The following is a 14,250-nucleotide window of genomic DNA, read 5'->3' on the forward strand; positions in this document are numbered from 1 at the left end:
CTTAGTTATTCATACAGAATACCAGTGTAGCCTACTACTTGAGTATAGTCTTTGTTTACATCCCCTGAAGTCCTATGTTCTAAAAGTTCTGCTTTATTTACACCTAATTCCTTTAATATTGTCAAACCAAGAAAACAAGACCATGCTCCGCACATCGAAACGTCTTCTTCATAAACCGTTTTAAGTAGTCCCCTTGGATCTAATGATATCAATTTGTCAATTACCTTTTTATCCTTTTCTATAGTTATCTCCTGAGGTTCATGATGGTTTAAATCACTGCTCATAACCAAGACAACAGACTTATTGTATCCCTTTAAAACGCTTGCAATACACTTACCTGTCGAAGAGAGAATGCCTTCCGAAGTTGTAGAAACGACAATTGGCAGGATTTTTGCCTTAGGACAAACATACTTTATAAAAGGAACCTGAACTTCAAGGGAGTGTTCGTTTGCATGGGCTCTCTCATTCAAATGAATGAATTCGCAATGGTGAAGTAGAGATTCCCCCAAATCTCTATCCGGCATAACTTCACCAAGAGGGGTAGCCCAGGATGTTTGAGACAAAAACAAGCCATCTGAGTCCATTGAATGCTTTGGCCCAATAAGCAAAAAGACATCAGGACACTCAATTGAAGAATAAACCTTTCCTGCAACAGAACCAGAAAAGTTATACCCAGCGTGAGGTACTACTATTCCCCTTACCTTTCTTTTTGGGATATCCAAAATTACTTCAGACATAAATTTCAACAGATCGCTTTCTCTAAGTGGATAAAAATATCCAGAAACATAAGCTGGTCTCAACTTTAAACACCTCCTTAAATGTTAAAACATCACCGATATTAACTAACTTAGACAATCAAAAAGACAATTATTTTTAAAAAGCTTTAACTTAGGAAAAGCGTTTAACAAATTCGTACATAGAATGGATTTAAGATCATTTAATTCTATCTTTTTTATTTCTGAGACAGCTTTTACAACCTCCCTAACGTTTAATGGTTCATTTCTTTTCCCTCTAAATGGGACAGGAGATAGATAGGGAGAATCGGTTTCTACCAAAATTCGTTCAATTGGAGTTTCTTTAACTACATCTCTCAATTTATGAGAGTTTAAGAAGGTTATTGGACCTGCAAAAGAGATAAAAAAGTTCATAGAAACAACCTTTTTCATCGTATCCACAGAGCCAGAAAAACAATGAAATACTCCGCCTATTGATTCAGCATTAAACTCTTCTAATATAGATATGGTATCCTTTGTTGCCTCTCTCATGTGGATTACCACCGGAAGACCTAATTCTCTTGCTAATAAAAGCTGTTTTTTAAAACAGTTAATTTGCACGTCTCTCGGGGAATAATTGTAATGATAATCTAAACCAATTTCACCAATTGCCAAAACACTTTCTAAAGAGGTCAAATCTTTTATAGCTTTATAAGAATTTGAATCGAAAAATTTAGCTTCGTGTGGGTGAAATCCTACTACAGCAAAAATTCTTCCACTATAACTCTTTGATAATTCTACAGACTTAAGTGAAGTTTCTAAATCTGAGCCAACATTGACCATCAAACATATTTGCCCATCAAAAGCCCTCTTTATAACTGCTTCCCTATCTAGATCAAAGGAATCGCTCTCTAAATGTAAGTGACTATCAAAAAACATTAATTTTCAAGCCTCTTAAAAATAGGTTCGCCCTTTTCAATTCTACACGGTAAAGGTAAAAGTCCCCATTCAAATTCAGACCAAGAAGGATTGTCTTTTACAGAAAGTCGTTTTAAAACATCACTTGAAATAGATGGCATAAATGGATATAAAGCAATTGCACAGAGTCTTATTACTTCAAAAACATGATAAAAAGCACTTGCTACTTGTGTATTAAAGCCATTCTCCTTAAAGCATCTCCAAGGAGCAGTTTCATCCAAAAATTTATTAGCACCCTTAACCAAAGTCATTATCTCTTCAAGCACAAAGCTAAAAGATAGGTTGTCGTAATATTTTTCTATTCTTTCTTTCATACCATCAAATATTGCTCTTAATTTTACATAATTTTCCCCATCAAAAAATTTATCTGCCTCAGTTAACATACTGTTATTGTACCTTTCAATCATTGATGCCGTTCTATTTAGAAGGTTACCAAAGTCATTTGCTAAATCAGAATTTAGTATCTCTTTCAGATTCTTATAAGAAAAGTCTCCATCCTGTCCAAATGGCACAGCTTTCATCAAAAAGTATCTCATAGGATCTACTCCTACTTCTTTTGATAATGCCCATATATCAACAACATTCCCTTTAGACTTTGACATCTTTTCCCCTTCCATAGTCCACCAACCATGACCAAAAACCATCTTTGGCAAAGGAAGATTTGCGCTCATTAACATAGCAGGCCAGATTATTGCATGAAAACGAACAATTTCCTTACCTACAACATGAACGTCTGCAGGCCAGATCCTTTTAAACCTTTCCTCATCTTCAGCAAATCCCGCAGCTGTGAGGTAGTTTAATAAAGCGTCAAACCAAACGTATATCACATGTTTCGGGTCATCTGGAACCTTTATCCCCCATGAGAATTTACTTCGTGATATAGAAAGATCCTTTAAACCCTGACTAACAAATTGGATTACTTCGTTCCTCCTAAAATCTGGCATAACAAAATTTTTCTTGTCGTTGTATAAATCTAAAAGTGGTTGCGTATATTTTGAGAGCCTAAAAAAGTAGGACTCCTCTTCCATCCACTCTACTTCTCTACCACAATCAGGACATTTCCCATTTACAAGTTGTTCGTCGGAAAAGAACGTTTCACATGGTACACAATACCATCCTGAATACTTTCCTTTGTATATATCACCATTGTTTTTAACAATCTGCCAAAATTTAGCAACAGCTTTATAATGTCTATCTTGAGTCGTTCTAATAAAATCATCGTTAGAGATATTTAGAGCAAGCCATGCATCTTGAAAGATCCTAGCAAATCGATCTACGTATGATTTTGGATCCGCAAGATTTTCTTCAGCAGCCTTTTGTATCTTTTTTCCATGTTCGTCTGTTCCTGTTAGAAAAAATACATCTAAGCCTTGTAGTCTTCTAAATCTTGCAAGTACGTCGCATGCCACAGTAGTATATGCATGACCTATGTGCGGCTTATCATTTACATAATATATTGGTGTAGTAATGTAGAAAAATTTTGCCATATAGTCCTCCTTTAAATTATATAGATATTATAACCTTACAGCTATTTTTATAAAAGCATACATCAATTATGTAAGAGCTTTTCATAAAGCCAGTTCTTGTTGATTCCCAAATATTTTGAAAGAAGTTTAGATACTCTTGAGGACTCAAGCCCTATCTTAGTTAGTTCTAATGCTAATTCGTAAAATTTTTCATTATCTACAAATATGCCACTTGATTCAAGCGCTACTACGAATTCCCCTCTGATATTAGTTAGTTCAACTTCATTTTCAAAGGAAGAAAGTTCAAAACAAATAACCTTTTCGTGAACTTTAGTAATCTCTTTGAACACGCACGTTCTTGGATTAATTTTAAAGTTAGTCCTTATCCACAAGAGCGTATCAAAAAGTCTTTTTGCAGACTCAAAAAAAAGGAGATGACTTCCCGAATATAAATATGTTTTAATAATTTGTGTTCTTTTAGATTTGTCCTTTGGGAAAAAACCTGTGAAAATCCATAGATTTGGTTTAAACCCTGATAGTGCAATTGAAGCTGTAAGTGAACTTGGGCCAGGTATAACAATCACTTCGTAATCATTCTTTCTAACTAAATCAACCAAAAAGGAGCCTGGATCGGAAATGCCAGGCATGCCAGCATCGGTAATAAGACCTACTGATTCGCTTTCGAGTTTTTTTAATACAATTTCGGATTGTCTTTGATAATTATGAGAATTAAAAGAATAAACGGGCTTTTTTATTCCATAATAGTTTAAAAGTTTTAAGCTTACTCGTGTATCCTCACAAAAAATTGAGCCAACGGAATTCAAAGTTTCTACGGCTCTGTAGGTTATATCCTTTAGATTTCCTATTGGAGTGCCAATTAAATATAGTTTACCTTTCAGGCTCTTGACATCTCGCTTTTGCCCTCAAGTATAGCCCCCTCATCAACGAATAATACCCCAACTTTAACATCTCCATAAACTTTTCCAGTATTGTGAATTATAAGACCATCAATAGCTTCAATATTCCCCCTTATCTCTCCAAAAACAGAAACCTTTTTTGCTTTTACGTTTGCGTTTATCTTTCCATCCTGACCAACAAAAAGCTCTCCATCAATAATAATTTCACCTTCAAACGGTGAATCTATCCTAACATTCCCCTCCCCTTTAAGAGTCCCAGAAAATTCGTTCTTATGGCTCAAAATTGTATCTGGACTCACTGGGCTACTTCCCTTTTTAACCTTAAATAGCATATTAAATACCTCCTTTAAAGCTCTGCAGGGTTTGCTCCTATTACTAACATAGGATTTATCACCCTACCATAATGATGTACTTCATAATGAACATGTGGACCCGTCGTAAAACCCGTTAAACCTATATATGCAATTACTTGACCCTTTTTTACTCTCTGTCCAACATTAACTGCAAGAGCACTATCATGAGCATAAAGAGTTTCATATCCATTACCATGATCGATAATTACTGTTAAACCATACCCAGATAAGTACCACCCAGCAAAAACTACAACCCCATCCCCAGTAGCATATATAGGAGAACCGTAAGCACAGGCTACGTCAATTCCAGGGTGAAAATCTCCAAAAGCTGGTCTATAACCAAAATAAGACGTTATAACGCCATCAGCTGGAAAACCAGTAGGGAAGGAAGCATACTCATTTAGCTTTCTTCTAGCTATTTGAGAAATCTGGTTAAAGCTTCTCTCTCTATAAGAAAGTTGAGTTCTAATCATAGACAAATCGTTTCTTATATTAACAAATCTTGGATCCAGTGGTGAGTTTAAAAAAAATCCAAGTTCATTTGCACTCTCTCGTTTAACCCCTTCAACTGAAGAGGTCTGATCTGATTTAGATTTTGAATTTTGATCAGGAACTTCAGGTATACCAAGATTTTTTCTTAGCTCTCTTTCTTCATCAATAAGACGATTAAGATCCTTTTTTAATGCATCCGATTCAAGCTTCAATTGCCTTATTTCTTCTGATTGACGTGCATTTTGCGTTTTTAAAACTTGATAATCAGATAATCTTGAATTTATGCTTAGAGCAAAAAAGAAAGTCATAATTATAAAAAGGATGCTAAAAAAAAATGCGCCTAGAAAAAAAACTAAAACCCCCCATTTTATTTTAAACGAAAAAGGAGTATGCCCCGAATGAGGTACCACCATAAATGTAATTTCATCGTTTATTCTCCTTGGCATAACACCTCAAAGCCTAGCTAATTTTACTTATAGCTATTTCTAGAGCCTTTCTCTCCTCAGGTGAAATCTCAAGATTAACATTTCCGTTTGCTACCTCTTTGGCATAAACCCTTGCAAAGTCTCTGCCCATTAGAGAAGTTATAATAATACCATTCTTACTTTCATCCAATAAGGCAAAAGAAAAAGAATACATACCACTAATATTATCAAAGGCATCATAACGAACAATTCCTGCACCCTGAAAGGTATGTCTTAATTTAACAAACGCCTTTTCTATATCACTAGCTAAAACCTTATAATTGTTTTCAACAGCCATAAGTCTATCTTCCAGTTCTTTAATTCTATTTTGAATAAGCGTCCTTCCCGCCGGATTAAAGGATGCAAACTCAGAAAATGACCTCTTTATAAATATAAACATCGAAATAATTATAACTATGTTAAAAATCGAAAAACCCAAAACTACAAGCAATACTTGATTACTAGAAAGTTCTATTTTTTAACACGTCCTTTCAAAATATATAGCTAATATCTTGGCTCGACAATTAGTTTTATTGCAGTTCTTTCCTCACCATCCACATTTACATATGTGAAGGATGGAATACAAATGACATCAACTCCTCCTGGCGCAAGATAACCCCTTGCTATTATTATCGCCTTTATAGCTTGGTTTACAGCACCCGCGCCAATAGCTTGAACTTCAACCCTGCCTTTCTCCCTCATAGCTCCAGCAATAGCCCCTGCCACAGACTTTGCGGCTGAGTTAGCGCTTACTCTAATATCTGCCATAAATGCCTCCCCAATAAATAATACATTTTTACTATCTCCTTACGATTAAAAAACATGGTCGGGGTGAGAGGATTTGAACCTCTGACCCCCTGCTCCCAAAGCAGGTGCGCTCCCGCTGCGCCACACCCCGACATCTCTTTCACGTCCTCCTGTTTACAAGCTACAAGATTTTCTTTCTCATCTTGCACTTTGCTATCCGTACTATCTTTGATTAGGAGCGGCTTGCCCCTCTTTATCAATCAGGTTTTAGCCAAAACCCTTGAAATGAATTAAACCACAAAATTTAAATATTTGCAATAGATCTTAATTTAGGATCGACGGCGCATATTCTAGCTTTAGTTGAATAAAAAATCTTTGATATAATAAACTAAATGAAATTATTTTAGGAAGAGGAGAAAATATGTTTAAACTCGATTGTAGAGGAATGGTTTGTCCAAAACCAGTAGTCTTAACAAAGCAGGCGTTAAAGGAACACAAAGAACTTATTGTTATTGTTGACAACATAACTTCAAGAGATAATCTTCAAAATCTTGCTAAAGATAAAAATATGCATTTTGAGGTAGAAGAGAAAGACAATTTATATTACTGCAAAATAAGTAAAGAAGAAATTGAAAATCTATCTGAACCAAAACTAGAATATCTTACCGACAAAGTCCCATGGAGCGTATTTGTAAAGACAAACAAACTAGGGCATGGAAACGATGAACTTGGTAAAAATCTTATGAATGCCTTTTTTGATGCACTTTTATACTTTGAAGATCATCCAAAAACCATCGCGTTTATGAATGCTGGCGTTTACCTAACTCTAAAAGACTCTGAATGTCTCAAAGAAATTAAAATGTTAAATGAAAAGGGCTCTGAAATATTAGTATGCGGCACCTGTCTAAATTTCTTCAACGTAAAGGACAAGCTTGCAGTAGGCAAGATATCTAATATGTTTTCAATATTAGAAGCCATTAAAGGAACTTATATAATAGAGCCCTAACTAAGACGTCTCCTCTTGGTACTTTATTTGTCTAATTTCACGCATATTTTTGTCAATCATCTCCATTATCTTTTTTGAAGACCTTGAAGAATCCTCTGCAAGTTTTCTTACCTCCTTAGCAACCACTGCAAAAGTTCTTCCAGCCTCACCTGCTCGAGCTGCTTCAATACTAGCATTCAAAGAAAGAATATTAGTTCTGCCCGCAATGCTTTCTACAACTTTTACTGCCTCTCCTACCTGTTCTTGAGTTTTAATTATGTGTTCAAGCTGCTCAGCAAAATAATTATCGATGATTAATTGAATATCAAGTATTATTCTCTTAACAAATGCACTAAAAGATTTTACAAATTCAACCTCATCTTTCTCTACCTCATGAACAATAGAGGAAATCTCCTCAAAATACAGTCTGTATGCTCCCAGATACCATGAAGGGTAAAGACCTATGAGCTGGTGTCTCTTGCCGACAAAAAGTCTTCTTTGAAAATACTCTTCATCTATTACAGGACTAGTAAGAGATATAAAATAATCTTTCATAGTTTTACTTAATCTTTCTATAGTTGAATTTTTATCAATTATTTCTTTAAGATTTGAAAAACTTGTTATGTGATCATAAAACTTCTTAACAAAACTATCTGCCCTTTTTTCAAAATAAGGCCTAAACTTTGCCATCCTCTGCAGATCTTCAACAGAAAAACCTAAATAACGAAATCTTTGCTGATATTTAGAATCATTAGTTAAACTTTCTTCCATCCCGCACCACCTTGTTTTTTTTTGTTTCTATAATTATATATCAATATTAATCAATTTTTAATACATTGATTTTCTTGTCAAAAAAGTTAATTTATCATTTGATACAAGTAACTATTTTAAAAAATCACACAATCGTATCGCATAACTTTAATTTAAAAGACTAGTAAAATAGTTTTTGTGCTAAAATTTTAAAATTAAATTGAAAATTAATTTAGAGAAAAAAAATTTGATAGGTTATTTCTTAACCATAGGTGCTGCTACTTTATGGGGCTTTGGCGGTTGTGTTGCAAAATTTGCATTTAATAGTTCTATAGACCCTCTTTTGTTTGTAAAGATAAGACTTGTAATGTCCTTTATTTTGCTTCTTATATATCTTTCTGTGTTTAACAAAAAACATATATTTATAGACAAATCTGACATCTCATATTTTCTAATTTTGGGTATATTTGGCATGTCTACTATGCAATTGTTTTATCTATTAGCAATAAAGTACACAAATGTATCTACAGCTGTATTCCTTCAATACACCTCTCCTGTTTTAATGGCTTTATATTTATACTTCTTTGAAAGATACCCCATTTCAATATCAAAAATAATTGCAATAGTTCTTTCTTTAATTGGAGGCGCGTGTTTTGTAGTTAATATGACTGAAACATCTCTAAAATTTCAGGGATTCTTTTTTGGAATACTTGCTGCATTAGGCATGGCATTTATAAGTGTTCATGGAAGAAAATCCTTAAAAAAATATAGTCCTTTAACACTTATATTTTATTCTACTGGCTTTGCAGCAGTTTTCATTAATATCATTACTCCATTTGATACTAAAATTTTTAATCTAACTACTTTAACATGGTTTATATTAATCTATTTTTCAATATTTTCAACAATAATCCCTTACTTCTTATACTTCAAAGGAGTTTCGATAATAACACCTACAAATGCAGGCATTACAGCTTGTTTGGAACCGTTCATAGCTTCAATCATTGCATTTTTTTGGCTTAAAGAGGGGTTAAGCGTTCTTCAGATCATTGGCGGAAGTTTAATTGTTTCAGGAGTTGTAATTTTACAAAAATTTGATAAATTAACATGAATCTAATCTTTGGCCCTGCTGGAAACGAAGAATTCTTTTATAGATCTGGATTTAGGTCAACCCTAGATTCTGCAAGGTATATATCGAAAATGGGACTTTATGCATTTGAATATCCGCTTACTCACGGAATAAGATTAAAAGAACAAACAGCAATAAAAATAGGAGAATCCTTTAAAAAAGAGGGTATAAAACTCAGTATTCACGCACCATACTACATAAATACAGCAAGTTGTAATCCTGATATATTAAAAAAAAGCGAAGAATACCTACTAAAAACTATACAATTTGGAAATTTAATGAATGCAGATAGAATAGTATTTCATCTAGGTAGTTCAAAAGGTGAAGAAAGAAGGCTCTTATTAGAAAGATCTAAAAATTTCTTAAAAAAACTTATCCTTAACAACTTAAAACTAATAAACAATATAAAGCTTTGTCCAGAAACCCACGGTAAAAAACTTAGTTTAGGAAGTATTGATGAAATAATAGAAATATGTGAAACAAACCCTGATGTCCTTTTACCGGCATTAGATTTTGCCCATCTATACGCTGTTAATAGAGGAGGATTTACGCACGAAAGTAATTTTACAGAAATTTTTAAAAAATTAAGGAGTTATAGGGAATTTCATATACATTTTAGCCAAATAGAATTCAACAACAAGGGAGAGATAAGACACAGATCTTTAAACGAAGGTTTTGGACCACCAATTGAACCATTTTTATTGAGTCTAATTAAAAATTCTATAAAAGGAAGAGTAATAGTAGAAACTCCAGGAACTCAAGCAAAAGATGCTAAAATATTACTAGAAAGATTTTTGGAGTTGGAGGCAAAAAGATGATAAACCCTTATGACAAAGCTCACGAATTAGCCAAATCAATCAAGGATTCACAAGAATATAATGAACTGCTTAAATCAATTGAGTTAGTTAAAAAAGACGAAAATCTTTATAAAATGATTAAGAATTTCTTTACCTTAAGAACTCAAATAGAAATAGAAATCCTTTCAGGTAAAGAAGAGGATAAAGAGAAAAAAGAAAGTTTAAAAAGGCTTCACGAACTAGTAATAGCAATCCCTGAGGGCAGAAGAATAGTTGAGTCGCAATATAGATTTCAACAGCTAATGGGTGACATCTACAAAATAATCGGCGAAGCCATCAATGAAGGAATGGAATTTTTTAATTTCCTTCAAAAAAGAGAGCAAGAAAAATAAAGCTCCTATCCAAAAAGTTTATCAAATGGTCTCCTTTCTGGCACAGTTACCCTTTTGTCTGGATTTTGGTTCCACTCATGACTAACGTACAAGCCGCAATAGCATGAACCATATTCTTCAACATCTTTATCTTTATATACGCATGGACATATAATGTCCTTATCCTTCTCTCTGTCACCAGAGTTCAATCTACAAGGACAACCCCTATAACCGTTTCTTTTTTCGTTTTCTAAAATTCCCCTTATTATAGACATAGTATGTTCTCTATCGTTATTTAACTCCTGTCCTTTCGAATGCGCATACTTTGTCAATATTTCAAAAAGCTTTTCTGGTGTTACAGGTACCATAACTTATACCAATTCTTTAATTTTAGTTTCGTTAAATCCTACTATAATTGTTTCGCCTTTAACAATTGTAGGAAAACCAGGATTAACCTTTGGATTACACTTATCAGCAAGTTTTTTTACTGTTTCAAGTATCTTATTTTGTTCATCCTTTGGCAACAAATCTACATCAATAGCCTCAAAATTGGCACCAAGCTCCTTTAAGAGAGCCTTGGCCTTTTTACAATACGGACACGTACTTAACGCATAAACTCTTATATCTGCCACAATAATGCCTCCTTTAGATTCAAGCAGAATTTTTTTCTATTTCTCTTAAAAGTTTATATATAACCTTAAAAGTTAAAACCCTTGAGGTTCTAGCGATAGCATGGGATAAATCATCTGCTGAATACACATTGCAATTTTGCAGATAAACAGAATCTTGTACACTAAAATTGTTCTCTTCCATAAAAAGTTCTGGATCAAAGGTTAAAACCCCATCCTGTTCACCGTAGTAAATTTTCAATAAAGAAGAAAGCAATTCAGTAGCAAAGACATAATTACCTATTTGACTAGATGAATCTACAATTTGATAAAACACTACGGTTCACCTCCTTAAATTTTGAAAGAGCGTAACAATAATTTAACAATTATCTGTATTATATCAAAATAAAATTCTCTTCTTTAAAACTTACAAATCATTATAAGTATCGTCTTCAACTTCACCAAAAATAGAATTATAGAGCTTCACAATACTCTTTTCAATTTCAAGTTCTAAAGCTTCAAGCTCTTCTTCTAGCTTGGCATATTCTCTTTGGGTCTCATCTCTAAGGGTTTCTAACTGATCTTCAAAGCTCACTATTTGCCAAACTCCAATTTTGTAATTTATTTATAAACTTTATTTTAATTATATTATATCTAATTTCTTTAGTCACTCATAATAGTTCAAAAAATTTGCAAATAACAACCTAAAACAAAGACGAACTTGAAGATCTAACATTATTAGCATTGATTTACTTAAAACTATCTTTTTTTATTAAATCCATTATAAAATATAACAAATGGAATTAGATTTTTATTATGAAAAAGATAAAAAAGAGAGAGAAAGTTTCGTAATATATCATTTACGCGACCGACTTTTATACGGTCGAAAGATATTATTTGAAAGAACAATTTCTGGCTTTCTTGATCCTCTTGAAGTAGAAAACTACCTAAACAAGCTTTACAGAGAAGTTTGTTCAGACATACTGAAGATCTGCATAATGGAATCAAGAGAAGAAGGCCTACCAGAAGAGGATATATGTATAGCTGCCGTTGGGGGTTTTGGCAGGTGTGAAATGGCACCCTATTCTGATATTGATTTAGTATTTTTATCTTCAAACGAAGAAAGCCCATTCTTAGACAGCGTTTTAAAAAGAGGTTATAGACTGTTATCAGACATATTTTTCGGTATAGACTTAGAAATTGGATACAGTTTTAGAACTACAGAGATAAAACACATTGATCATATTACAAGAACCAGCTTTCTGGACTCTAACTTCATATCGGGCAACAATAATATATTTCAAGAGTTTAAAAGAAATTTCTGGAATAGACTAAATCTAGTAGAATTCATTTTTGCAAAATTATCCGAAAGAGAAATAGCCTACCAAAAGTTCGGCGATAATCCATATCTTTTAAATCCTAATTTAAAAGAGTGTAGGGGTGGACTTAGGGACTACCATACATTTAAATGGATTTTTCAAAGTAGGTTTGCCTTATCAAACTGTTCAATTGCTCAAGATGTTGAAAACACGTATGTTTTGGAAAAAGACGACATAAACAGACTTGAGTTAGCATATCGTTTTCTTAGAAAAATAAGAATCCTATTGCACATAATGGCTAGGAAAAGACAAGATTTTCTCTCAAAGATTTATCAACCAAGATTAGCAGAGTTTTTAGGTTATAAAAATTCTGTAGAATTTATGAAAGAGTTAATTTATTGTCTTGAAAATATATCGGAAATTTCAAGTAGGGGAATAAAAAAAATACTCCAAGAAGGATTTCAAATTTCAAGTTGTTTTTCGATAAAAGGCAATAATATTACATACCAGTATGATGCGCCTATTCAAATTTTTAAATTTGATTTTCTTAGGGCATTTGAGTACAAGTCTCTCTACGATCTCGATTTAGCAATAAATCTTGAAGAAGAGCTTATCAAACAGCGACATAAATTAAAACCTAACGATGAAACTATGAATATTTTTCTAAAAATTCTAAAAAACGGAAAAAATAAGGCCTCCATTTTAAGAAAGATACAATCTCTTGGTTTGTTTGAAATACTAATACCTGATTCAAAAGAGATGTTTCTTACCTTACCCGAAGATCCTATGCACGAGTTTACCATCGGTGAACATACAATGGTAATGATTGAAACTTTAGAAATGTTTGAAAAAGGGGATTTTGGACAGGAAATAGCAGAAATATTTAATTCTCTATCAGATCCTCTTATTTTGTATCTAGCAGCTTTATTTCACGATATAGCAAAACTGAAAAATTCACTTAATCATGAAATAGAAAGTGCAAAAATATTTGTTAATTGGGCAAAAAAGACTAGATTAGATAAAAATACCATAAACAATGTCTTTTTCATTATTGCAAATCATCTTCAAATGGTCAGAATTTCCAGATTAAGAGATCTTCACAGGCACGAAACCATCGAAGAGTTTGTCCAATTAGTGTCAGATGCAGAAAGACTAAAAAATTTATACCTTATCTCTTATGCAGATTTATACTCCTTATCAAAAAAGAAACCAAGTCCAATATCAATTTATCAACTAAATGAACTTTTTAAAAAGAGTCAATCAAAATTAATAAAGCCAACTTCAAAAGCAAATTTTGGTGACATATTCAAGAAGAATATAAAAAAGAGCTTTCTTAACAAAGAAGAAATCAACTTATTTATTGATAATATACCAGCCACTTATTTGATGAACATACCACAAGATACTATTGCATTTCATCTAGAACTTATTTCCAAATTAAAAACCGAATCACCTCAAGTATATTTTGAAGATTCAATCAATAAGGATTTTTCCAAGACAACAATCGCTACATACGAAATTGAGGGGCTCTTATGGAAAATTGCAGCGGTATTTTACGCGCACAATCTAGACATACACACTGCTGAATTATATAAGTTCTCAACTGACCCTCCTGTAGTAATTAACGAAATTTGGGCAACTTATAAGAATAGACCAATACCTGAATTCCTAGCGCATTCTGTTCAAAAAGATCTACAAGATATTTTAAGTTTAAAGAGGGATATATACAACCTCTTAAAGCAAAAAAACAAAGACATAGAATTCCCAGTAAAACTCTTTAACGTCAATTGCTTAAATAATATATCTCCTAAATCGACAATTATAGAGATAGTTGCTGAAGATAGGCATGGACTTTTATACAGACTTACACAAACTTTATCTGCTTTGGGACTTTACATTCAAACTGCAAAAATTTCTACTTGGGAAGGTAGGGCTGAAGATGCATTTTATGTTACAAAGGAAAACAATCTAAAATTAAGCGATCAAGAATGCCAAGAATATTTAAGAAAAATAATATATCACATATAGTTTTATTTTGTTACCTTTAAAACAAGTTTTTAAAATTAAGAATAAAAATATAAGGAGGCAAGAACAATAGACATTAAAAAAATAATTGAAGAATTTTCAGAGATTAGCTCGCAGAAAGATGAAGTCTTTCGAT

18 protein-coding genes and 1 tRNA gene are annotated in these 14,250 nt (G+C 32.9%); 5 read left to right on the forward strand and 14 right to left on the reverse strand.

What is annotated here, in order from left to right:
- Positions 1-5: 5 nt before the first annotated feature.
- The 9 genes from amrB to ACWIUX_RS01640 form a co-directional block, all read right to left on the reverse strand.
- Complete coding sequence (amrB, locus tag ACWIUX_RS01600) at positions 6-800, reverse strand: AmmeMemoRadiSam system protein B (protein ID WP_448588974.1); 795 nt, start codon at positions 798-800, stop codon at positions 6-8.
- 42 nt (positions 801-842) lie between these two features.
- A complete protein-coding gene (locus ACWIUX_RS01605) occupies positions 843-1,652 on the reverse strand; it encodes a TatD family hydrolase (RefSeq protein ID WP_448588975.1) in 810 nt (269 codons plus the stop codon).
- A complete protein-coding gene (gene metG, locus ACWIUX_RS01610; RefSeq protein WP_448588976.1) occupies positions 1,652-3,178 on the reverse strand; it encodes a methionine--tRNA ligase in 1,527 nt (508 codons plus the stop codon). The genes ACWIUX_RS01605 and metG overlap by 1 nt, the downstream gene beginning before the upstream one ends.
- 62 nt (positions 3,179-3,240) lie before the next feature.
- Entirely contained in the window at positions 3,241-4,056 is an 816-nt protein-coding gene (gene rsmI / locus ACWIUX_RS01615) for a 16S rRNA (cytidine(1402)-2'-O)-methyltransferase (protein ID WP_448589005.1), read from the reverse strand.
- Positions 4,053-4,406, reverse strand: coding sequence for a bactofilin family protein (locus tag ACWIUX_RS01620; RefSeq protein WP_448588977.1), 354 nt, complete (start codon positions 4,404-4,406; stop codon positions 4,053-4,055). Before ACWIUX_RS01620 ends, rsmI begins: the two co-directional genes overlap by 4 nt.
- Before the next feature lie 14 nt (positions 4,407-4,420).
- Positions 4,421-5,365 (reverse strand): M23 family metallopeptidase, encoded by a 945-nt coding sequence (locus tag ACWIUX_RS01625; RefSeq protein WP_448588978.1) that lies wholly within the window; start codon positions 5,363-5,365, stop codon positions 4,421-4,423.
- A gap of 13 nt (positions 5,366-5,378) precedes the next feature.
- The gene (locus ACWIUX_RS01630; protein WP_448588979.1) at positions 5,379-5,834 is read right to left on the reverse strand and encodes a DUF4446 family protein; all 456 of its coding nucleotides are present in this window, start codon (positions 5,832-5,834) and stop codon (positions 5,379-5,381) included.
- Positions 5,835-5,887: 53 nt separating this feature from the next.
- Positions 5,888-6,151, reverse strand: a complete 264-nt coding sequence (locus tag ACWIUX_RS01635) for a stage V sporulation protein S (protein WP_448588980.1) — start codon at positions 6,149-6,151, stop codon at positions 5,888-5,890.
- Between the two features lie 55 nt (positions 6,152-6,206).
- Positions 6,207-6,281 (reverse strand) — tRNA-Pro (locus ACWIUX_RS01640).
- 270 nt (positions 6,282-6,551) lie between these two features.
- On the opposite strand from ACWIUX_RS01640, the gene yedF reads away from it, so the two are divergent.
- Positions 6,552-7,136 carry a sulfurtransferase-like selenium metabolism protein YedF gene (gene yedF, locus ACWIUX_RS01645; RefSeq protein ID WP_448588981.1) on the forward strand — a complete coding sequence of 195 codons (585 nt, stop codon included), beginning with the start codon at positions 6,552-6,554 and terminating at the stop codon, positions 7,134-7,136.
- Here the strand turns inward: yedF and ACWIUX_RS01650 are convergent, their stop codons facing one another.
- Positions 7,137-7,886, reverse strand: a complete 750-nt coding sequence (locus ACWIUX_RS01650) for a protoglobin domain-containing protein (protein WP_448588982.1) — start codon at positions 7,884-7,886, stop codon at positions 7,137-7,139.
- 226 nt (positions 7,887-8,112) lie between these two features.
- Between ACWIUX_RS01650 and ACWIUX_RS01655 the strand changes: the two genes are divergently transcribed.
- Genes ACWIUX_RS01655 through ACWIUX_RS01665 form a run of 3 tightly spaced genes read left to right on the forward strand, consistent with a single transcriptional unit; the run spans position 8,113 to position 10,183 of the window.
- Positions 8,113-8,976: a DMT family transporter gene (locus ACWIUX_RS01655; RefSeq protein ID WP_448588983.1), complete on the forward strand. Its 864-nt coding sequence runs from the start codon at positions 8,113-8,115 to the stop codon at positions 8,974-8,976.
- A complete protein-coding gene (locus ACWIUX_RS01660; RefSeq protein WP_448588984.1) occupies positions 8,973-9,812 on the forward strand; it encodes a TIM barrel protein in 840 nt (279 codons plus the stop codon). The genes ACWIUX_RS01655 and ACWIUX_RS01660 overlap by 4 nt, the downstream gene beginning before the upstream one ends.
- Positions 9,809-10,183, forward strand: coding sequence for a YlbF family regulator (locus ACWIUX_RS01665; RefSeq protein WP_448588985.1), 375 nt, complete (start codon positions 9,809-9,811; stop codon positions 10,181-10,183). The genes ACWIUX_RS01660 and ACWIUX_RS01665 overlap by 4 nt, the downstream gene beginning before the upstream one ends.
- Positions 10,184-10,188: 5 nt before the next feature.
- Here ACWIUX_RS01665 and ACWIUX_RS01670 read toward each other — a convergent pair whose 3' ends face one another.
- The 4 genes from ACWIUX_RS01670 to ACWIUX_RS01685 form a co-directional block, all read right to left on the reverse strand.
- Positions 10,189-10,530: a ferredoxin-thioredoxin reductase catalytic domain-containing protein gene (locus ACWIUX_RS01670; protein WP_448588986.1), complete on the reverse strand. Its 342-nt coding sequence runs from the start codon at positions 10,528-10,530 to the stop codon at positions 10,189-10,191.
- A 3-nt stretch (positions 10,531-10,533) separates the two neighbouring features.
- Entirely contained in the window at positions 10,534-10,794 is a 261-nt protein-coding gene (locus ACWIUX_RS01675) for a glutaredoxin family protein (RefSeq protein WP_448588987.1), read from the reverse strand.
- 19 nt (positions 10,795-10,813) lie between these two features.
- The gene (locus tag ACWIUX_RS01680) at positions 10,814-11,107 is read right to left on the reverse strand and encodes a hypothetical protein (RefSeq protein WP_448588988.1); all 294 of its coding nucleotides are present in this window, start codon (positions 11,105-11,107) and stop codon (positions 10,814-10,816) included.
- 90 nt (positions 11,108-11,197) lie between these two features.
- A complete protein-coding gene (locus tag ACWIUX_RS01685; RefSeq protein ID WP_448588989.1) occupies positions 11,198-11,365 on the reverse strand; it encodes a hypothetical protein in 168 nt (55 codons plus the stop codon).
- Between the two features lie 202 nt (positions 11,366-11,567).
- Between ACWIUX_RS01685 and ACWIUX_RS01690 the strand changes: the two genes are divergently transcribed.
- Positions 11,568-14,117 (forward strand): [protein-PII] uridylyltransferase family protein, encoded by a 2,550-nt coding sequence (locus ACWIUX_RS01690; RefSeq protein WP_448588990.1) that lies wholly within the window; start codon positions 11,568-11,570, stop codon positions 14,115-14,117.
- The last annotated feature ends 133 nt before the right edge of the window (positions 14,118-14,250 follow it).

Source organism: Thermodesulfobium sp. (genome assembly GCF_053498235.1).